Genomic DNA, 21,853 nt, shown 5'->3' on the forward strand with positions numbered 1-21,853 from the left:
GCCCTGAATGACCCAATATTTTGTCTTTTCCCGGCGCTTTTGCCCGCCAGCATTGCTGCGCGTTCTTTCCGCCTGCGCACTTGCCTTGTCCCTGGTCGCCGGAACGGCCGCGGCACAGGATATTGACCGCAGCGAGATCGAAAAGATCGTACGCGAGTATCTCATTCAAAATCCGGAAGTGATTGCGGAAGCATTGACCGAGCTCGAGCGCAGGGAACAGGAAGCCGCGGAAGCTGCACGCCTGCAGGCTCTGACCGACAGCGCGGACATCCTCTTCAATTCCACGCGTCAGGTTGTTCTCGGCAATCCGGAAGGCTCAGTGACCCTGGTCGAGTTCTTTGACTACAATTGTGGTTACTGCAAACGCGCTTATGGCGACATGGTCAGACTGATTGAAGAAGAGCCCGATCTCAAAGTCGTGCTGAAGGAATTTCCGGTTCTTGGCCAAGGCTCGATTGAAGCCGCGCAAGTTGCAGTCGCCGTCAATTCCGTCGCTCCGGAGAAATACGGCGAATTCCACGAAGCCCTGCTGCTCAGGCGTGGCCAGGCCAATCTGGCCAGTGCTCTTGCCGCGGCGACCGGTACCGGCATTCCGGAAGAAGACCTGAAAAAGGCGATGGAAACCGACGAAGCCGGCGCAACGTTCGAAGAAGTCTACACGATCGCAAACCGCCTCGGACTGACCGGAACACCTTCCTATGTGGTTGGAAACGAAGTTGTCCAGGGAGCTGTAGGTTACGATCAGCTGCGTGCAAAAATCGACGCAGTGAAGAATTGCGGCGAAGCAAGCTGCTAAACAAGCCTGTTGGAAAAAGCACTTCCTCGATATCAATGAAAAATCGGGGGTTTTCCTGCTACAATTGAATCCCTATAAGAAGCGAGGCTCGTATCCAAACAGGATGCGGGCCAAAGATCTGTATCCGCTTATTTTTGGCGGGGCAAAGAACGCAAGGCAAACCGGTTTCTGAAGGGGATGTCCCCTGCTCAACAACCGGGTATTACCGATCTGACCCCACTTGTTGTTGGAGATGTCGATCCGGCTGATATTCAGGCTGCGCTCTTTGAAGACCGAGTGTGAGAGCCAAACGACATGATGCGTAATGATAACAAGAAATTCGACACGGCCCTGATCCGGGATCTCGCCGTCCTGTTGGATGAGACAAATCTTTCTGAGATTGAACTGGAACAGGGCGATACGCGCATCCGCGTTGCACGGCAGATGTCGATCAGCGCTCCGGTGAGCGTTGCAGCAGCACCTGCTGCCGCTGCTGCTCCTGTTGCCAACGCAGCGCCCGTCGCTGCAGAAGCTGCACCTGCCGCAGAAGCTGCTGTCCAGTCCGGTGCAACCGTGACTTCCCCGATGGTCGGCACCGCCTACCTTGCCGCTGAGCCTGGTTCAGCACCGTTCATCCAGGTGGGTGACAAGGTTGCTGAAGGTCAGACGATCCTGATCGTCGAGGCCATGAAGACCATGAACCACATCCCGTCCACAAAAGCCGGCACAGTCAAGCAGATCCTTGTTGAAGATGCCCAGCCGGTTGAATTCGGCGAACCGCTCATTATCGTCGAATAAGGAGCCGTTGCGGCCATGTTCTCCAAGATTCTCATTGCCAACCGTGGCGAGATTGCCCTGCGCATCCTGCGCGCCTGTAAAGAGCTCGGCATCTCGACGGTTGCAGTCCATTCAACAGCTGACGCCGACGCGATGCACGTGCGCCTTGCAGACGAAAGCGTTTGCATCGGCCCGCCAGCAGCTCGCGACAGCTACCTGAATATCCCGCAACTTCTGGCAGCCTGTGAAATCACGGGGGCTGATGCAGTCCATCCAGGATACGGCTTTCTGTCCGAAAATGCCCGGTTTGCGGAAATTCTCGAAGCTCACAACATTGAGTTCATCGGCCCGACCGCGGAACACATCCGCATCATGGGTGACAAAATCCAGGCGAAACAGACCGCCAAGGATCTCGGTATTCCGGTCGTTCCAGGTTCCGACGGAGCCGTTACCCCTGAAGACGATGCTCACGCGATTGCGCGTGAAATCGGCTATCCGGTTCTGGTCAAAGCCGCTTCGGGCGGCGGTGGCCGTGGCATGAAGGTCGCGGAAACTGAAGCTGACCTCGACACCGCCCTTTCGACTGCCCGCTCGGAAGCTAAAGCTGCCTTTGGCGATGATGCCCTCTACATGGAAAAGTATCTCGGCAAGCCTCGCCACATCGAGATTCAGGTTCTCGGCGATGGTAAGGGCAATGCCGTACACCTGGGTGAGCGCGACTGTTCACTGCAACGCCGGCATCAGAAGGTCCTGGAAGAAGCCCCTTCCCCATGCCTCAATGCCGAGCAGCGCGAAGAAATCGGTGAAGTCGTTGCCAACGCGATGCGCAAACTGAAGTATCGCGGCGTCGGCACAGTCGAGTTTCTCTATGAGAATGGCGAGTTCTACTTCATCGAAATGAACACCCGTCTCCAGGTGGAACACCCGGTCACCGAAATGATCACCGGAATCGACCTGGTAAACGAGCAGATTCGCATCGCCGCTGGTGGCTCTCTCGACATAACTCAGGAAGATATCAAGTTCGACGGACATGCCATCGAATGTCGTATCAATGCCGAGGACCCTGTCACGTTTGCACCGTCTCCGGGCACAATCACCTACTACCATCCGCCTGGCGGTCTGGGAGTGCGTGTCGACTCAGGTGTCTATCAGGGCTACAAAATTCCGCCATATTATGACAGTCTGATCGGCAAGCTGATCGTTCATGGCCGAAATCGCGTTGAGTGCATGATGCGCCTTCGCCGTTGTCTGGACGAATTTGTCGTTGACGAGATAAAGTCAACTATTCCGCTTTTCCGTGATTTGGTGGACAATCAGGATATAGCGAACGGTCAGTACGACATTCACTGGTTGGAAAAGTACCTGGCTGACAAGTCGAACTGACCGCAATGGGCAAAGGGGCATTGCCCCTTGCCGCGTGGGCAGTGAGACCAAATGGCAGGCTACAAAGACGACATCGTCATGGAAATCACACCGCAGGTGCTTTTGAAAGCATATGCCTGTGGCTTGTTCCCGATGGCAGAATCCGCCGACGATCCCGGGCTGTTCTGGCTGGAGCCGGAACAGCGCGGCATTCTTCCCTTCGAAAACTTTCACATTCCGCGGCGCTTGAGACGCACCATTCGTAATGACGTCTTTGAAATCCGCGTCAGCAACGATTTTCAAGGTGTGATCGATGGATGCGCCGAGCCCATGCCCGGGCGGCAGAAAACCTGGATCAACCGCGAAATTCGTCGGCTCTACGGCGATCTTTTCGAAATGGGCTATTGCCACACCGTGGAGGCCTGGCGGGATGGCAAGCTGGTTGGCGGTCTCTACGGCGTCAGTCTGAACGGCGCATTCTTTGGCGAAAGCATGTTCACCTTTGAAACAGACGCGTCCAAGGTTTGCCTGGCTCATCTGGTAGCTCGCCTTATCGTCGGAGGCTACTCCCTTCTCGATACACAGTTTGTTACCGATCACCTCAGCAAGTTCGGAACGATGGAAGTCTTGCAGGCCGACTATAACAAGCGACTTGCCGAAGCCTTGAAACTCGAGACGGACTATTACGCTTTGTCCGCCCATGCGAATGGTGGAGAAGTGTTGAAAGTCCTTGATCTGGCGAGCTGACTAACCGGCTTCCACCGAACCGATCAAAAGCTCCTGCTGTCGGCGTCTTGATTGAGAACGCTCACGAATGACGCCGCACAACCCTTGATCGAGAACCGGTTGCATTTGCCGGAAAAATCGATTTTTGGTAGAATTCCCCTACGTAATTCCTATTCGTCAGGAAAAACTATGGCTGGGGACACAAAAGAATCTGCCGCGGGCAAGGTCACACAGGAAACGGACTTAGGTGCGCGTCTGCGGGTAGAATCCAAGCCGAAAGACAAGTCTGCAGTTGTTTCGAAAGAAGAGCCGGAAACAGATCCGCAGGAACTGGAGATCCCATCAACTCCGGAAGAAAGGTCAGGCTTCGGCGAAGAACTCAGACAGGCGACTGGCAAAATCACAAGCATGGCCACCTCCGTTTTCGGCAGCGGTTCCTCTCCCCCAAACCCCGAAAACTTCATCACGGACGCAAAATTCAACGAGGATCTGGAAACCCTTCGAAACCTTCACACATTCCTGAACAAGGAAGCCGTGCCGCTTCCCGATGGCTTCCGGCTCGGTGCGCTGAACAGTCTCAAGGCTGCGGGGCAGAACCAGAAGGGGCGCCCGCCGACACAGGAAGAATGGATGGCGGTGGAAGACAAGACGCAAGCCTTGTTCGCTCAGCTGAGCGACGCCGACCGAAAGAGTTATCTGGCGTCTCAGATGCCCAACTTCTTGCCCAGGCTTGCCGTTTGGCTCGTGATCGTTTCGATCGGCTCCATGATACTGTCGGTGTTCATGGCGGAAGTGACACTGCTCAGCAAAGGGCTCGACGGTGCGCTCATGGTGTTGTTCTTTCTGCTCTGGCTCATGTCACTTGGGGCAATCGGCGCCGCTGCATTCATCGGCTTCAACGCGATCAGCGTGACAAGCGACATAACCTTCGACATTTCGGATTCCCGGCTCATCGTTCAAAGGATCGTCCTTGGCGCCTTGTTCGCGCTGTTTTTCACGCTGCCGTTCGGTTTCCATGAGTTTCTGGCCTTTGTTAAAAGCCTCAGCGCCGCCGCACTGAACAAGGCAACCGTCCCGACCAAGTCGGAAATTGCCTTCACCAATCAATCGTTGCTGCTCATCATGCCGTTTGTCCTCGGCTACAGCACGTCTCTGGTGATCCTGATACTGAACCGTATGATTTCTTCAGCGAGCACTCTGTTCGGTGCACAGGAAGCTCCAGCGAAAGGCAAATCACGGAACAAACCTGCTTAAGGTCCACGAAGCTCCCAGGGTCTGTTCGCCCCGATAACAAAAAAGCCCCGCATTGCGGGGCTTGATCATACGGAAAACAGAAAGCTTAGTTTCCAGGCGTCCAGGCTTCGTAGTCTCCTGTGACTTCCGGACGCTTTTCCGGGGTCAGGATAGAGCCATGCGGACGATAGGCTTCCGGCGTCCCGGTCTTGTTCGTCTGGTGCACTTGCTGCCAGTGCTTCGGATGATAAGTTTCTTCGGACGGCGGCGTATCAACCCGATGGTGCATCCAGCCATGCCAGCCCGGAGGGATCGATGAGGCTTCTGCAAGACCGTTATAGATCACCCAACGCTTGGTGCCTGCGCGTTCCTTGTAGTACTTGTTGCCAAACTCGTCCTCACCGACAAATTCACCTTTGCGCCAAGTGAAAAACCGGGTGCCCATGGTTTGGCTGTTCCACCAGGTGAAGATTTCTAGCAGCAGAGTTTTCATGGCCCTCTAAAGGTCCTTCGATTACAGAACTTTTGTCCCAAGCTAACAACCTTGGAAGAATTTCGCGGAATATGGCTGGATCTGCCGCTCCTGTCCAGTGTCGCACTGCCGCACAGACACATTAATTGAACGGATTTGGTTCGCCCCCTCTCTTTTGAAAGGAAAGGGGGAATTGCTGGTGATCATCGTCAGCGACCGGCAACAAGGGCCAGTCCGAACCAATCCCTCAATTCCACCGGTTATCAAGGCGTATCCCACTGAGCGCCGCTAATGAAGTTTGACGCCCTTGATCGTAGAAAATTCCGCATCCCGGATATGTTTGGCGGCGGCCGACTGCTTCTTGGTCCCACCTTTCTTAACACCGGCGAAGATCGGCCCTGAAGGCGATTTCTTCTCGAATGCCTCTTCAACCACTTCCTCGACTTTGGTCCGCTTCTCGATGGCGATTCGGTGATGCAACCTGGCGCCTGCAAGCGACTGCATCTTTTCTGCCTGCTCATCCATCGCCTTGCCAATGCCATAGATGTTGTAGAAGCCGGAATGCTCGAGGGTCATCGGCCGGTCATCTGTCAGCAACCAGCTGAGGCGCTTGTGGAGCGTTGAGGGCGAAACCGGTTTGACCAGCACGTGATGCGCCCCCGCTCTCAATGCCTTGTCTACAAGCGGTCTCGTGCCATGCGCCGTGATGAAAATGATCGGGACGTAGCACAAGGGCTCCATGTGCCGGTGCCGAACGAGACGCAGGAACTGGTAGCCTGTGGTCGGCTCCATGCGCCAATCGGTAAGAATGACATTGGGAGGTTCTGCAAGACTTGATTCCAATGCGTCGTCAACCGAATCAAATGTCCTCACGCGGGCAACTTTGAAGCTGAGCAGAATCGAGCGGAGTATGGTTTGCATCGGCTTGCTGTCTTCCACGACAACCACGTCGACATCTTCCATCGACAGCCCGAATGCAGCGTGATGTTTCATGAAATGCGGACCCTTTTCCCTATCTGGTCCGCAGTAGAACAGCCCCGGCTTAAACCCTGTTGAAATCGGTGGGGGCCATTTTCTTCAAATTTTCATAAAACCGGTCCATCAATCATCCACAGAAGGATTTGACGTCCGAACCGGCACTCCTTCGCCGGGAAAGCAAGCGCAAATTTCCTAGCGGTTGCGCTCTCCCCACTCCCCTCCCCACTATCCACACCACCACACAATATTTTGCGTTTGCCCACAATCTAGGCACTAGCTGTTGTCACTCGAACCTTGACCTTAAGAATTCGTTTACATTAGTTTCCTAATCATTGCGATGTGCGTAGTCGGGGCCCCTCCAGGCGCTCTGGTCATCCAAAACACTCAAGTAACCGCGTTCCGCTTCCGTCATTCTTGATTGAATCCGGGGGACGGGATTTTGTGTGCCGAGGTCACGGCGCATATCGTGACAAACCTGTTGAGAACCACTATATATAGTGGACCCACAAAATTGATACGCTACATACAGGTAACAGACCTGTGAGCAACGGGGCGGCATTCGGCAAAGAGGCAGGCGGAATCGTCAAGCCGGATGTGATGCGGATTTGGTCTGGTTCAGCAGGAACCGGCCGGGGATACAAGGGGACTTAGAGAATGCGGATCGAGCGGCGCTATACCAAGGAAGGTCAATCGCCTTACGCCGGAGTAGAATTTCGGACAGCAACAAGCGAGATCCGGAATCCGGATGGATCTGTCGTGTTTCGACTGGAGAACATTCAGGTTCCGGCCCAGTTTTCTCAGGTCGCGTCTGACATTCTGGCTCAGAAATATTTCCGCAAGGCAGGCGTTCCCGCCAAACTGAAGCCGGTTGAAGAAAACACCGTTCCTTCCTGGTTGTGGCGTCATGAGGCCGATGAAGAAGCTCTACAGGACGTTGCTGAAGACGAGCGCTACGGCTCCGAGATCGACGGCCGTCAGGTTTTTGACCGTCTTGCCGGTACCTGGACCTACTGGGGCTGGAAAGGTGGCTACTTCGATCAGGAAGCCGATGCGCACGCCTTCTATGACGAGTTGCGCTACATGCTGGCGACGCAGAAAGTGGCGCCGAATTCCCCGCAATGGTTCAACACCGGTCTGCATTGGGCCTATGGCATTGATGGGCCGAGCCAGGGTCACTTTTATGTCGACTTCCAGACCGGCAAGCTGACCAAGTCCAAAACCGCATACGAGCATCCGCAACCACACGCTTGCTTTATCCAGTCCGTGGGCGACGACCTCGTGAACGAGGGCGGCATCATGGATCTTTGGGTCCGCGAAGCGCGTCTGTTCAAGTACGGTTCCGGCACCGGCTCAAACTTCTCCCATGTTCGTTCCGAGGGTGAAAAGCTTTCCGGCGGCGGCAAGTCTTCCGGTCTTATGAGCTTCCTGAAGATCGGCGACCGGGCAGCCGGCGCGATCAAGTCAGGCGGCACCACCCGCCGTGCAGCCAAGATGGTTGTGGTCGATGTCGACCATCCCGACATCGAGGAGTACATCAACTGGAAGGTCAAGGAAGAGCAGAAGGTCGCAGCCCTGGTGACTGGCTCCAAGATCTGCCAGAAGCATCTGAGCGCAATCATGCGCGCCTGCGTCAACTGCGAGGCGGACAACGGTGATTGCTTCGATCCGGCCAAGAACCCGGCGCTGAAACGCGAAATCCGCGCAGCAAAGAAGATGATGGTGCCGGAGAACTACATCCAGCGCGTTATCCAGTTCGCAAAGCAGGGCTTCACCAAGATCGAGTTCCCGACATACAACACCGACTGGGACTCCGAAGCTTACCTGACCGTCGCGGGCCAGAACTCCAATAACTCCGTGCGCGTTACCGACGGCTTCCTCAATGCCGTTGTCGAAGACAGCACCTGGGACCTGACCGCACGCCGTACCGACGAGACCCTTAAAACCGTCAAGGCGAAGGAACTTTGGGAACAGATCGGTTATGCCGCGTGGGCATCCGCCGATCCCGGCCTCCAGTATCACACCACCATCAACGACTGGCATACCTGTCTTGCCGATGGTGAGATCCGGGCTTCCAACCCGTGCTCTGAGTACATGTTCCTGGACGACACTGCGTGTAACCTTGCATCCCTTAACCTGATGCAGTTCCGCAACGACGATCGTTCCTTCGCCATCGACAACTATGAGCATGCCGTCCGCCTGTGGACCATCGTTCTGGAAATTTCGGTGCTGATGGCACAGTTCCCATCCAAGGAAATTGCTGAACTTTCCTACAAGTTCCGCACCCTTGGTCTTGGCTATGCCAATATTGGCGGCCTGCTGATGACGTCCGGCATTTCTTACGACTCCGATGAAGGCCGCGCCCTGTGCGGTGCCCTCACAGCTGTCATGACCGGTGTGTCCTACGCAACTTCCGCTGAAATGGCCGGCGAACTTGGCTCCTTCCCGGGTTACAAGAAAAACGCCAAGCACATGTTGCGCGTCATCCGTAACCACCGCCGCGCAGCTTACGGCGAAGCAGACGGATATGAGGGTCTGAACACCAATCCGGTTGCCCTCGACCATGCATCGTGTCCCGATCAGGTCATTGTCGAACGCGCCCAAAAAGCCTGGGACCGCGCGCTGGAACTCGGCGAGAAGAACGGTTTCCGCAATGCACAGTCGACTGTGATCGCGCCGACCGGCACCATCGGTCTCGTTATGGACTGCGACACCACCGGTATCGAGCCTGACTTTGCCCTGGTGAAGTTCAAGAAACTCGCAGGCGGCGGCTACTTCAAGATCATCAACCGCGCCGTGCCGGAAGCCCTTCGTGTGCTCGGCTATTCGGAAAGCGAAATCGGCGAGATCGAGGCCTATGCGGTTGGACACGCTTCCATTGATCAGGCACCCGGCATCAACCCGTCCACATTGAAATCCAAGGGCTTCACCGACGAAAGCCTCGGCAAGTTGAAAGATGGAATGAAGTCGGCGTTCGACATCAAGTTCGTCTTCAACCGCTGGACACTTGGCGACGATCAGTTGAAGGCACTGGGTGTGTCCGAGGAGCAGCTGGAAGACGCTGAGTTCGATCTGCTGTCGTTCCTTGGTTTTTCCAAGGCTGACATCGAAGCCGCCAACACCCATGTCTGCGGAGCCATGACACTGGAAGGCGCACCGTTCCTGAAGACCGAACACTATCCGGTCTTCGATTGTGCCAACCCATGCGGCCGTATCGGCAAGCGCTTCCTGTCGGTTGAAAGCCACATCCGCATGATGGCTGCAGCACAGCCGTTCATCTCCGGTGCGATCTCCAAGACGATCAACATGCCGAACGATGCAACGGTCGAGGACTGCAAGGAAGCCTACATGCTGTCCTGGAAGCTGGCTCTCAAGGCCAACGCGCTTTACCGCGACGGTTCCAAGCTTTCCCAGCCGCTCAACGCACAGCTTCTGGCTGATGACGAAGACGACCAGGACGAGGCAGCTGAAGAACTGGCAGCCAAGCCGCAGGCCGCAAAGGCTGAAGTCGTGGCTGAGCGCATCGTGGAACGCATCGTGGAACGTGTTGTTCGCGAGCAGGAAAAGCTGCCGGCACGCCGTAAGGGTTACACCCAGAAAGCCAAGATCGGTGGCCACACGGTGTTCCTGCGGACTGGCGAATATGACGACGGTCGTCTTGGCGAAATCTTCCTTGATATGAACAAGGAAGGCTCCGCACTGCGCGCCTTCATTAACAACTTCGCCATCTCTGTCTCGCTTGGCCTTCAGTATGGTGTGCCGCTTGAGGAATATGTCGACGCGTTCACTTTCACCAAGTTCGAACCGGCCGGCATGGTTCAGGGCAACGATGCGATCAAGAATGCAACGTCGATCCTCGACTACGTGTTCCGTGAACTTGCGGTCTCCTATCTCGGCCGCCACGACCTCGCACACGTTCCGCCGGAAGTCTTCGGCACTTCCGGAGTGAGTGCATCGTCTTCTGAAGATCGTGGCCAGGGTGGTCAGATCGTCTCTCACGGCCTCGTGCGTGGTCAGACCGAGCGTTTCCGCATCGTACCGGGCTCCGAGCCGGCGGGCGAAGCAACCGAAGCGATCTCCGTTCAAACGGCAAGCACTCCGGCAGCTCAGGTGTCTGCGGTAGCAACCGCCTTTGCCCGCGGAGCTGAAGCAGCAGCAGCTGTGGAAGTCACTGCCGCCCCTGCCCCGCAAGCTTCGACGGCTGCGCAGCAGATCGCTCAAGCCCGTATGAAAGGCTATGAAGGCGAGAGCTGTGCTGAATGCGGCAACTTCACCATGGTCCGCAACGGCACCTGCCTGAAGTGCGATACCTGCGGCTCCACAAGCGGTTGCAGCTGAATGGGGGGAAAGCCTTGAACCTCGTTAAGTCCCTAGAACACAATCCCACGATTGCGGATTTTGGACTTGTCGAAGAAAAAATCCGCGGCTGCGAAAGCGCCGCGGATTTAGGCTTGCGCGAGAATAAGCGACGATCACAAGCATTCTCTCGTCTTGTGCTCGAAACATTTTTTCAAATTTCTTCTGACGAAACAGACGAACACATCGTTGACGGAGGCAATGACCGAGGCATAGACCTCATTTACATTGATCATAGTAACCGCAAGATTAGCATTGGCACTTGTAAAACAGTTTCAAATTTTAAGAACTCAAAAAAGAATTTTCCCGCTGATGTAGTCGACTGTGTCATCTCCTTTGTACAAGATCTGATGTATCATAGGGAAGAACTGCTTGACTCAGTCAATGGCTCTCTTGCCCTCAAAATCAGACAAATTTGGGAAATCTTCTCTAACGACAGATACAAAATCTCTGTTTATCTCTTCTCAAATCAAGCACGTTTGAGTTCTGAGCCGAAGCAGCGCTTGTTGGAGGCGCTTTCTAGACACGAGATTGAGCTATTTGAATGTGGATTATTTGAACTGTGCCATGGGTTAGTAAAGCATACAAAACCCAAGTTCACGAAGACTTTGACCCCTCACTCTGAAGGCGTTAGAGGTCCACAAATACGAAACACTCTAAGCGGTGTTGAGTGCTCGGTTTCTCTGACAGAATTGGTAAACTTCTGCTCGACTCAGAATGGAAATTTCGATGACCGTCTTATTTGGGAAAACGTTCGCTATTTTCTCGGTATCGAAAATGAAGTCAATCGAGAGATCAAAGAAAGTCTGCTTGCTGGAGATGTCCAAGAATTTTGGTTTTTGAACTCTGGTGTCACAATTGTTTGTGATCAGATTCTTTCCATGGCGAACGGTTGCCATCCGTTCAAAATGGTAAATCCCCAGATCGTAAATGGTTGCCAGACAGCCTCAGTTCTTCACTCGGTTTCTGAAGCAACACTTGCCGATTTAAGTCATGGCAGTGTGCGGGTCAGAATCATACAAACAACAAATCCAGAACTTATTAAGAAAATAGCTCGGGCGAGTAATCTTCAGAGCCGAATTGGCTCTAGGGATCTTCGGGCTAATGATGATTTTCAAATTCAATTGGCAGAAGATCTACGCTCATTCGGTTTTTATTACAAGAGAAAGAGGGGTTCAGATAGAATACCAAGCGGACTAGTGCCAATTGATTCATTGCGCGTTGGCCAGATGTTGCTCGCGTATACTTGCGGAGAGCCAACCAAAGCAAAAACTAATTCCCAGGAAATTTTTGGTGAGTATTACTCTGAAGCCTTTGACCCGGCGCGGGTCAACGCGGAGCTTATTGTCTCAATGCTCAAGATTTACGAGCAGATATCTACCCGCAGAGAAAAAGCGTTAGCTCTCCAGAAATCTTTGGCAAAGAATTCATTTGAAGAAACCTGGCTTGTCGAGGGACACTTTCACGTGCTGTTCGTGGTTTCGGAACTCATGAAACGGGAACGATTTCCACTTACTGACTTTCACAACGGCATAAAGCTTGTCAATTCGGCTGTAGAAATAGTCGATGAATTTGCGAAAACTGCAAATAAAGCTGCTTATAGAACTTTCAGGCTCGTGAAATCGAAACCGGAAATTCTTAAAATTCTTGACCGGTACACAGGGTCTTGCGGAGTTATTGTTGGACAACTGGATTGGTTGACCGATTTAGACTGAGAAAGTCGAAGCAGATCGGATTAAGTCAAGCTTAGCCGGGAGTTCGCCCAGGCAGGAGCAATCCAGCCACGTGCGGCTCCCGGCGCCCAACATCAAGAGCCCGCCGAACGGAAGCGTTTGGCGGGTTCTTAGTTTTCAAAGGGATAAAAAAGCATCTCGACTATCAACTTTGCTTCGGAGCATCTCATCAGGGCATAGACGATGGCTGTGTTGTCCTCAACCTCGGCTCAAATCGTATTGGCTCTCAATCAGGTCACATCCGTCAGAAGAGATTGGCCGAGGCTTAAGTGTCGCCGACAAATGACAACGGCTACCAACCACTCAAGACGCGATCGTCAGCCCAACGTTGACGAGATTTGACCCATCACGCTACCATTACGAGTACTATAGTTGTTGTCGCCTCATTGAAACGATCCTTGGAACTGGCTTTTCATTCCAGTCAATCCCTCAGCCCGTCGAGCAAGTCGAGGCAATCATCAGAGTTCGGTTGCTGTTCTCGTCAGCGGCACTCGAGGAAGGTCTTGAAAGTAAAAATCAGCTGATCTCGACACTTTCGAGACAATTTACCATTTCAGTGCCGCAACATATTTACGGCGCCGCATAAAAAAACGCCGTTGGGCGTAGGAGACATTCAATCGGTTACAGCAAGGTGAACGCATGCCTTTATTGGAACGTGAAAATGTCGTCAAAAGCTACAAGCAGGGCACACACAGGATTGAAGCGCCCTGCGACACGCTGGCCAGAGTAAAGCCGCTATTTGCAGACATGGGCATAACGAGGCTCGCCAACCTCACCGGTTTGGACCGAATTGGCATTCCCGTAGTATCGGCCACCCGCCCAAACTCGAGATCTGTTTCAATTTCGCAAGGCAAAGGCACGTCCCTTGATGCAGCTATGGCCTCAGCGGCCATGGAAGCGATCGAAAGCTACCACGCGGAGCGCATCACCCTTCCCTTGAAACTCGGCAGTCACCGCGAGTTATCTTCTCACCATGATCTTGTCGACGTGGATGAGTTGCCCAAGCTCAAGGCAGGTGCATGGCATCCCGATCGCCAGATCGTCTGGATCGAGGGCCGGAACATAATGGCGGACAACACCTTGTGGCTTCCATACGAAGTTGTCCATTCCAACTTTACGGTCCCGGCAGTCTCCGGCAGTGGTTGTTTTGTTTCCAGCACCAACGGACTTGCTTCGGGCAATCACCTCCTTGAAGCCATTTCCCACGGTATCTGTGAAGTGGTGGAACGCGACGCCAACAGCCTGTGGAACCAGCTTGCCGAACCCGCACGCGCCTCCACCCGAATTGACAATTCAACGATCAAGGACAGGGACTGTCAGGTTTCGCTCAACGCCCTGCAAAATGCCGGTTTTGCGGTTGGAATTTGGGACATGACCGGCGATGTCGGCATACCCGCGTTCTATTGTCTGATTGTCGATGAACGGGACTCCCTGGGACACTCCGGTGGCGGTGCCGGGTGTCATCTGGATCCGGCAATAGCGGCCTCGCGGGCCATAACGGAAGCGATACAGGTCAGAACCAATTACATTGCAGGTGTTCGCGACGACCTTGGCCAGTCCGAATATCAATCGGGCGAAGTCAACTCAAAGAACGAACACGCCAGATGGCTGATGGGATTGGCTTGCGAAAACCCGATCAATTTCGGCAGCTTCGAAGATCAATCCTCTGATTGTTTTTCGACTGATATTGAAATCTTGCTGGACAGGTTGAGAAAGGTCGGAATTGAGCAGGTGCTATGCGTGGATCTGACAAGAGAGACCTATGGGATCCCGGTCGTCAGGATCGTCATACCGGGACTTGAGGGCCCGGATGACCACGAAGACTACTTGCCGGGTCGTAGAGCGGGCGGCGATTGAGCGATGAGCATTATCCTGTTTGCAGGGCCGACGATCAGCAGGGCCGAAATTCATGAGCAACTGGAGGCAGACGTAAGGCCACCTGCCCAAATGGGTGACATCTATCTTGCCGCTCAATCAGGCCCCTCGGTAATAGGCTTGATCGATGGGTATTTTCAGGGTGTTCCGTCTGTCTGGCACAAGGAAATACTCTGGGCCATCGACCAGGGAATTGCGGTATTTGGCGCGTCCAGCATGGGCGCTCTTCGCGCTGCTGAGCTTTTTCAGTTCGGCATGACAGGTATTGGATCCATCTTTGAAGCCTTTCGGGACGGGCTGCTTCACGATGACGATGAAGTAGCAGTTCTGCACGGTCCGGCAGAACTCGGCTATCCCTCACTGTGCGAACCGATGGTGAATATTCGTGCAACTCTCAAGCACGCTGTTGCCGAAGAAATCCTGGACGACCGCACTGCCACTTGTTTCATAGATATCGCAAAGTCGACTTACTACCCAGATCGAAATTGGGACTATCTGTTTGATAAAGCGTCACAACTGGAAGAGATGAGTGCGGCCGGTCACGCACTCAGGGAATGGCTTTCAACCAACCGTGTCGACCAAAAGCGGGAAGACGCACTTTCCTTGCTGGATGCAATATCAGAAGAGGTCTCGAAAGAACCCAAACCGTCTGAGCCAAAATTTGCCTTCGAATGGACTGTGATGTGGGACCGCCTCGTAAGGACAGCTTCTGCCAGTTCGACGGAAGCCACGATCACGACTGCAGTTCTGGACGAATTGCGCCTGCAACCTGCCTACTATGTTGAAATCAAACGCAAGGCCGTTGGCCGATTTTTGATCAGCAAGGCTGGTCGTGGCAGCAACAAGATAGACCCCGCTCCCCTGCCCGAGATTTTGCGCAACTTTAAAGAACAACGCGGGTTATACTCAACCAGGCAACTCAAATCATGGTGTGAGGAAAACGGTCTCGACGAAGCGGGGTTGCGCTCGTTGCTTGAGGAGGAAGCTCATATGGACGGGCTCGGCCGTCATGTGGTGGCCAATGCCCCTCAGTATCTGCTCTCGGAATTGAGAACGGACGGGACTTACCACGCGCTGGCCAACCGGGTGAACTTGAAGTCCGAACATGATTGTCAACCTGATAGCCGCGCCACCAACGGACAAGATAGCGTTGCTGCCTCCGCTGGTCTCAGACTCTGGTACTTCGAATCCTGTCTCAAGGTTCCCCTTCCTGAAAACATGGATGAGCACCTGCGAAAAATCGACATTGAGGATCAGGGCAAATTTGATTCGATGGTGGCTCGGGAATACGCTTTTCGACAAAGTTCGAGCTGGGACGAATTGAAAGCCGACTAAATAATACGTCACGGAAAGATGCAGCAACCGGCTTTTGTCACTCCGATTGAAGAACAAGAGGAAGACAGGATAAGCACATGGACCCAAGATCTATTCCCCATCCTGGAACCCGGTTCCTGTTGTTTCCCCAGTTGCCAAGCCTGAAAGATCAGGGAACCCCGGAAGTGGTGTGGGTATCAACCCCTGCCGGCAGTGTCGGCCAGGGTCCTTCAGACGAGCGAATGTATGTAATCGATCCGGTGGGCAAGGAAATGCCCTACGGATACTATCAGCGTGCAGGACGCCCCTTCCACTACAAACCACCATGGGACGGCCCCATCCGCCCGCCAGCTATGCCAGATCCGGACGGACATTTCGATCATCTCCATTTTGGCACACCGCAGTTCGAGCAGGCCCACGCCTACGGTTCGATCCGGTTCACACTGGATGTCTGGGAGGAGTATTTCGGCCACCCGATCGATTGGCACTTCGCGCAGCACTACGACCGTCTGGAGATCCTTTTCCTGCGCGGTCTGGACAATGCCTTTGCCGGATTCGGTTCAGTGGAAATCGGGTCTTACGAGCACGAAGGTGGCACGCATGTGAATTTTGGTCTCAGCTTCGATGTGCTGTCTCACGAAGTCGGACACCTTATCATCTATAAAGAAGTCGGAATGCCGGACACCAACGACATTCACGGCGAATATTTCGGATTTCATGAATCCGCTGCCGACATGGTTTCCCTGGTCACCCTGATGCATTTCCAATCACCAATGTCGGATCTGCTGAAGGAAAGTCGCGGAAATCTGTACACATTCAACCATCTCAACCGGTTTGCTGAAGTCTCGGAAATGGAGCAATTGCGTATTGCGTCCAACAACCTGACCCTTTTCGACTTCAAGGATGGCTGGACATACGAGCACGATCTGGCGCAGCCGCTCACCGGTGCGATGTTCGACATTTGGGTTGATGTATTTCACGAGCATCTGGTTGAGGACGGTCTCATCTCGATGGAACTGGAAGAACTGTCTGACCGGGTCGAAAACGATCCTGACTACAGCAAGATCATCCAACCTCTCTTTGATGAAGCCTTCGCTCAAGACCCTGACGGATTTGCCACTGCTCTCGCCGACTCGCGCGATTTCATGGGGCTCGCACTGGCCGGAACCTGGACGCGGCTTTCATCCGCTCACCTGGATTACGCGGATGTCGCGCAGGCGATGCTTGAAACCGACCGGGAGGTAACCGGCGGACGGTTTGCGCGCATCATCTCATTGAATATGAAAAGAAGAGGAATTGGCGAGATTTCCGCAGGCCCCCGCCTGAAACCCCCGGATGAAAAGAGCCACGCCTTCTCCGCGCGCGCGGTCGTTGCTGAAAATCAGGATCACGGCACACCTGGCCATCAATGTTCCCATTTGCCGTTTTCAACACGAATGGCACTCAAACGCTTGGTCGAATAGATTGAAGAGTAAACGATAAGTAATTTCAGGTAGATTTCCGTAGGGTACGTGCTACTATAGCGATAGTTTATCGATTTAATGTGTCTAATTGCCGGAGGTTCAAATGCCGGAAACGCTTTTCAGTACTTCAGAAATTTTGTTATTTGGCCGGATCATGGAGGACCTTGAGTATAAAGCCTCGAATAATCCAGTGAGCAGCGATCCTCCCCCCAACCAGAACAGTGCCGGCGCCCCACCCAGATATGGTGGCAACAACGCGTTCATCAATCAGATGTTGGCCGACAAATCCGTAAGTCATAAGAAGGTGAAGTTTGCCCGAATTTATGGGTTTGCTTTTGAAGGCCAGTATTATGATTTTGCGCGACCGCAAATCTTCCTGGTTCACGGCGACGGGACGCCGGCTGAAGGTCCTATTCCTGACCAAAACAACCAGATGAAACGAGCTGCAAGGCATCCAGGCAGTACCGATCGTCTGGGAACAGCCGTGAGTGGTGCCTCATTCGCCGACGATATTATGGTTTGGTCGTACGATAAGGGTGACTATCTGGTTAGGATGGACCCGGAGGTGGGCCCGCTGGAACAGATCGTGCTGGAAGCGGAAGCCGGCTCGGCAGCGCCAGCCTATAGCGGCGGCAAAGCCTACAGCGGTGGTAAAGCCTATAGCGGTGGCAAAGCCTATAGCGGTGGTAAAGCCTACAGCGGAGGCAAAGCCTACAGCGGCGGCAAGGCCTATGGCGGCAACAGCGATTAAAACCGCGATCCGCATCGCCAAAACCAGGACGCTGCGAGCATCGCCCCCCCCGCGCCGAAACCAATAATCTCAGGTGACTGATTAGAGGGCACTTCTGCGCAGCTTGCGAGGAACCTCACCGATATTGCGGAAGGTTATTTCTGGGTGCATCCGTTATCGTTGTCTGCTGGACGACAGCAGGAAGGAGTTCCAGCAGGCATATGGTGGTAACAACAGGTCCAAGCCCACCATTTCCAGGTGATGTTGCATATTTAAAACTCTGCAATGCCGCAGCGGCATGGAAGATTGTTGATCTATTCCGGACAACAATCGAACGCGCTTCCTGATAGTTGCAAAACGCACTTGGAAGAAGCATGTCCTGATCCCCAGAGACCTCTAAAACGACCAAGACAGAGAATGCTCACTCCCACAGCATGTGAAACTTGATGTCATCTTCGCCACAAAAGGCAAAACCTAGGCGTTGGTAGAGAGTGATCGCCGGATTTCCCTTTATCATTGAAAGATGCAGCGGCTTCCCTTTTGAGGCCGCTTTCTGCATGACATCTCTAATCAGAAGCGTGCCGAGACCCCGATTTCGATAGGCCGAAATCAAGTAGACCTGGTCAAGATTGATCTGCTCGGTTTCTTCCGAAACCTGAAACCAGCCCACGACGTCATCGTCAATGACGACCAGGCTGATTTCATGACACTTGAAGTAACTTTTGAAGGCTTTTTCTGCTCGCTGACGATCCAGGCAATCCAAGGCCTCAAGGAGCGGAAAAATTGTTTCTATATAAAGTTTTCGGCAAAACGAAAAATCTGAAGGAACAGCAGTTCGAAGGTTATACGGTCTTTGTTCGGTCGTTGTCTGATCCATTACGTTCTTCAGTGTCCGGTGTATTCGCTCATTTAAATCCGGCTTTCTTCAACCCTTCAATCAGCCGCTCGCGGGAGGCAGGGTTGCGGTCTGGCGGCACGTTCTCCCAGTGCTTGAGGGTAAATTCAGGATGCGTCGCCATCAATTGCTCTGCATACTGGTTTGCGGTTGAAACATCTCCGATCAGTGCATGGCTTGCGGTCAACATGCGGTAGCCTTCAGTCTTGTCATGCATCTGAGTAAGCGTCCCGATGGCAGATTTGAAATCCTGCATGTCAAAATAGGCCTCACCAAGGTGCCAAAGATACCAGTCCGGATAGCAAGGGTTCAGCCTCATGGCGCGTTTGATCAGATTTGCCGCTCTCTCCGGGTCTCCATAGCAGCATACTGAGTGCCCCATTTCCGCAAGGACGTCCGCATCGTTGGGATTAAACTCGATCGCTCTTTCATAAGCCGCAAGCGACTCTTCATGTTGACGCTTGTAAAGACAGGCAAGCCCGAATGCCGCATAGCCCCACGCATCGCTGGGCGCGAGACCTATCGCCATCTCTGCCTGGTTCATCGCCTTGTCCAGCGCTGTCTCGGGAGGATCGGCCCAGTGAAATCGCCAGGCATCGTTCAACATGCGAGACATACCGACATAAGAGCGCGCGTAGTTGGGATCAACGCTCGATGCCAGCTCGAACAGGCTATGAGCGTGATAGTTGGTTTCGCGATCAGGTCGCCGATAGACTTCCTTGCCTCTCAAAATCAGACCATATGCCTGCAGGTCCGAAGGGGCACTGTTTCGCTGTCGCAGCAATTCGGCTGCATTGACTTCCAACGAGAGCCGAGAGGCGATCACTGCGGTGACTTCATCCTGGAAATCGAAGATGTCGTCCAGATCGCCATCAAAATGCTCGGACCACATGGTCAGTTCAGATTGCGCTTCGATAAGCTCCACCAGAATGCGGACACGGCTACCCGACCGCTGCAGACCGCCATCGACGAGATAACGCACACCAAGCTTGCGGGCAATTTCTCCGAGTTCCTGGAATTTCTCCGCAAAGGCAGACGAAGATCTTTGCGCAATGACATGAAGGTCGTGAAACCGGGTCAGATTGCCGATAATGTCACCCGTCAAGCCATTGCAAAGATGGACAAGTTGGGGTTCGCCAGTGATATTGCGCAAGGGCAGAACCGCAATCGAACTCTCGACCTTCTTGCGGTCTGCCAGCGGTTTGCGGTGGACCACCGGTGTCGGCAATGCCTGCCCTTCCATGACAGGGTCAACCGCAAACACCTCAACGGGCTCTTCGATGTTTTTCAAAGCTGGCTGGCCGAGTGTGCGAAAATTTACATTTTCCAGCCCTCGGGCAGTTTGCTTGACCGCTGCCGATACGCAGATTTCTCCAGGTGCCGCCACTTCCTGAATTCTTGCCGCAAGATTGACACTATGCCCCAGAATGCCAATCCTGCCCTTGCGAACTTCTCCAAGGTTTATGCCGATGCGAAACTGGATCGGATCCTTGTCAGAATTCCAGACAGCGTCCTTTTTGCACTCCTGCTGCATCTGTATGGCGAATTTTATCGATTGGGATCCATTGGCAAAGAGAGCAAGGACACCGTCGCCAGCAACATTTTTTACCGACCCGCCATAGTCTTTCACCAATGATTTAACCAGGTTGATCGCGTGCTCGACACGCTTGGCGGTGCGCTCCTCGTCAGCAGCCATCAGGCGGCTGAAACCGCAGATATCCGCGAACACGACTGCGGAAAGTTCGCCACTGAGTTGTTTCTGAGCAATCATCCAATATTCCGCGCGGTCCGTGTTGGGTACAATCGAAAAGAATACAAGAACGGATAAAATATCTATTCCCGCACTATAACTGCAACTGCGGCACTCGAAAACGCTGAATCTAACCTTCTAGGTGAAATGTAATAAAGACATTTCCTCAAGTGATTGGCTAGTGGTCAGGTTGTTATTTTCGCAGATAGCCGGGCTTCACAAATGAGTGTTCTTTCGAAACCACTGAAAACAACAATCAACCAATGCATTGCTTTTCATCGAGAATTCGTCATCTACGTCAAGTAAGATGGAGAAGCACTCGTCCCTCGGCCGTCACCTCGTTCACTCAAAAAAGTATCGGATTTTCAACGGCCTGTGCCGCGGCGAAAGTGCTGAGGTGCATTCAGGCTCTATTGATTGAAAGTACCTGCCTACCCGCTGCGATAAGTGCGGTCGCAAAACGGCACGTCGGCCATCATTCTGTCGATCTGATGAATGAAGAGACTTTCCGCCGGATTTAAACTGCGTGAAGGATTTACGACAAAGAACACGTCCACTGCCGGTAGATCCTCATAAGGCGGCAAAGGCCACAGATTGCCCAGATCGACATCCTTCCTGGCGATATGAACCGGCAATGCACCAAGCCCCAGCCCTGCCATGATCATCCGGCGTATCTCTGGAAGGTTGGCGGAAATCCCCTTGGGAGAAATCTTCAAAAGCGCGCGTTCACGCAATTGACTGACTGAATGAAGCGGACCGCTTTCGCTTTCGGTTTGAAAGGAGATGGAGGATTCTCCTCGTAGCTCGTTCAAGTCTATTTGTTCTTTCCCGAAGAGCGGATGGTTGGGCCCGCAATAGAGACCAAAAAACTCGCGAAAGAGAGGCGCGGCCCGAAGCACTGAGTCCGGCTCTCGCATAAGACACAATCCGAAAGATGCCCTGTTCTGACGCAGACGGTTCATCACTTCGCTGCTCTCAGCTACTGAGATCGAGAATGTCACATCCTGATGGCTGTCGTTGAAAATTCTCAACAGCTCATCGAAGTGTGGAGATACCACATGACTGGTCATGACAATGGAGATGTGCCCGGTGACCCGTCCCTCTGTTTCGCTGACCAGACTGGGGATTTGTGAGACCGATCCATAGATGGCACTGCATTCCCTGTAGAGGGTCTGGCCCGCTTCCGTCACCTCGAAGAAGTTCGGGCGGCGGACAACAAGCAGTTGACCGATGGAATCTTCCAGTCTTTTCAGTGCGCTGCTGATCGTCGGTTGGGTCACTCCAAGAAACTCGGCCGCCCGGGTGATGCCCCCCTGGTCAACAACAACCATGAAAGTGCGCAGCAGGTTCCAATCCAGCTGCCAGGGAAATCGTTGCTCGTATGGTTTCATCATAAATTTGGTCTATCATTGCAATT

General features: G+C 53.5%; 16 protein-coding genes. 11 read left to right on the top strand and 5 right to left on the bottom strand.

Going from position 1 to position 21,853, the window contains the following annotated elements:
• Positions 1-7 precede the first annotated feature (7 nt).
• From ABLO27_RS06615 to ABLO27_RS06635, 5 genes are all read left to right on the top strand, one after another.
• Complete coding sequence (locus ABLO27_RS06615) at positions 8-796, top strand: DsbA family protein (protein ID WP_353031424.1); 789 nt, start codon at positions 8-10, stop codon at positions 794-796.
• A gap of 297 nt (positions 797-1,093) precedes the next feature.
• On the top strand, positions 1,094-1,573 hold the full coding sequence (gene accB, locus ABLO27_RS06620; RefSeq protein WP_353031731.1) for an acetyl-CoA carboxylase biotin carboxyl carrier protein: 480 nt from the start codon (positions 1,094-1,096) through the stop codon (positions 1,571-1,573).
• A gap of 15 nt (positions 1,574-1,588) precedes the next feature.
• Positions 1,589-2,935 (top strand): acetyl-CoA carboxylase biotin carboxylase subunit, encoded by a 1,347-nt coding sequence (gene accC, locus ABLO27_RS06625; protein WP_353031425.1) that lies wholly within the window; start codon positions 1,589-1,591, stop codon positions 2,933-2,935.
• A gap of 51 nt (positions 2,936-2,986) precedes the next feature.
• Positions 2,987-3,661, top strand: a complete 675-nt coding sequence (gene aat, locus ABLO27_RS06630; RefSeq protein ID WP_353031426.1) for a leucyl/phenylalanyl-tRNA--protein transferase — start codon at positions 2,987-2,989, stop codon at positions 3,659-3,661.
• Between the two features lie 168 nt (positions 3,662-3,829).
• Positions 3,830-4,894 carry a hypothetical protein gene (locus ABLO27_RS06635; RefSeq protein ID WP_353031427.1) on the top strand — a complete coding sequence of 355 codons (1,065 nt, stop codon included), beginning with the start codon at positions 3,830-3,832 and terminating at the stop codon, positions 4,892-4,894.
• An 85-nt stretch (positions 4,895-4,979) separates the two neighbouring features.
• Here the strand turns inward: ABLO27_RS06635 and ABLO27_RS06640 are convergent, their stop codons facing one another.
• Both ABLO27_RS06640 and ABLO27_RS06645 read right to left on the bottom strand, forming a co-directional pair.
• Complete coding sequence (locus tag ABLO27_RS06640; protein ID WP_353031428.1) at positions 4,980-5,366, bottom strand: NADH:ubiquinone oxidoreductase subunit NDUFA12; 387 nt, start codon at positions 5,364-5,366, stop codon at positions 4,980-4,982.
• A gap of 267 nt (positions 5,367-5,633) precedes the next feature.
• Positions 5,634-6,338, bottom strand: coding sequence for a response regulator (locus ABLO27_RS06645; protein ID WP_353031429.1), 705 nt, complete (start codon positions 6,336-6,338; stop codon positions 5,634-5,636).
• A gap of 639 nt (positions 6,339-6,977) precedes the next feature.
• Between ABLO27_RS06645 and ABLO27_RS06650 the strand changes: the two genes are divergently transcribed.
• The 6 genes from ABLO27_RS06650 to ABLO27_RS06675 all read left to right on the top strand — a co-directional run bounded on the left by ABLO27_RS06650 (position 6,978) and on the right by ABLO27_RS06675 (position 17,812).
• The gene (locus tag ABLO27_RS06650) at positions 6,978-10,658 is read left to right on the top strand and encodes a vitamin B12-dependent ribonucleotide reductase (RefSeq protein WP_353031430.1); all 3,681 of its coding nucleotides are present in this window, start codon (positions 6,978-6,980) and stop codon (positions 10,656-10,658) included.
• A gap of 14 nt (positions 10,659-10,672) precedes the next feature.
• Positions 10,673-12,391: an AIPR family protein gene (locus ABLO27_RS06655; protein ID WP_353031431.1), complete on the top strand. Its 1,719-nt coding sequence runs from the start codon at positions 10,673-10,675 to the stop codon at positions 12,389-12,391.
• A 657-nt stretch (positions 12,392-13,048) separates the two neighbouring features.
• Positions 13,049-14,266, top strand: coding sequence for a YcaO-like family protein (locus ABLO27_RS06660; RefSeq protein ID WP_353031432.1), 1,218 nt, complete (start codon positions 13,049-13,051; stop codon positions 14,264-14,266).
• A 3-nt stretch (positions 14,267-14,269) separates the two neighbouring features.
• Positions 14,270-15,619 (top strand): TfuA-like protein, encoded by a 1,350-nt coding sequence (locus tag ABLO27_RS06665; protein WP_353031433.1) that lies wholly within the window; start codon positions 14,270-14,272, stop codon positions 15,617-15,619.
• Between the two features lie 77 nt (positions 15,620-15,696).
• On the top strand, positions 15,697-17,061 hold the full coding sequence (locus ABLO27_RS06670; RefSeq protein ID WP_353031434.1) for a hypothetical protein: 1,365 nt from the start codon (positions 15,697-15,699) through the stop codon (positions 17,059-17,061).
• A gap of 103 nt (positions 17,062-17,164) precedes the next feature.
• Positions 17,165-17,812, top strand: coding sequence for a hypothetical protein (locus ABLO27_RS06675; protein ID WP_353031436.1), 648 nt, complete (start codon positions 17,165-17,167; stop codon positions 17,810-17,812).
• A 400-nt stretch (positions 17,813-18,212) separates the two neighbouring features.
• On the opposite strand, the gene ABLO27_RS06680 is transcribed toward ABLO27_RS06675, so the two are convergent.
• From ABLO27_RS06680 to ABLO27_RS06690, 3 genes are all read right to left on the bottom strand, one after another.
• Positions 18,213-18,668, bottom strand: coding sequence for a GNAT family N-acetyltransferase (locus ABLO27_RS06680; RefSeq protein ID WP_353031437.1), 456 nt, complete (start codon positions 18,666-18,668; stop codon positions 18,213-18,215).
• A gap of 28 nt (positions 18,669-18,696) precedes the next feature.
• Positions 18,697-20,457 carry an adenylate/guanylate cyclase domain-containing protein gene (locus ABLO27_RS06685; RefSeq protein WP_353031438.1) on the bottom strand — a complete coding sequence of 587 codons (1,761 nt, stop codon included), beginning with the start codon at positions 20,455-20,457 and terminating at the stop codon, positions 18,697-18,699.
• 410 nt (positions 20,458-20,867) lie between these two features.
• Positions 20,868-21,830, bottom strand: a complete 963-nt coding sequence (locus tag ABLO27_RS06690) for a LysR family transcriptional regulator (RefSeq protein WP_353031439.1) — start codon at positions 21,828-21,830, stop codon at positions 20,868-20,870.
• Between the last annotated feature and the right edge of the window lie 23 nt (positions 21,831-21,853).

This window comes from Roseibium sp. SCP15, from assembly GCF_040329435.1.
GTDB lineage: Bacteria > Pseudomonadota > Alphaproteobacteria > Rhizobiales > Stappiaceae > Roseibium.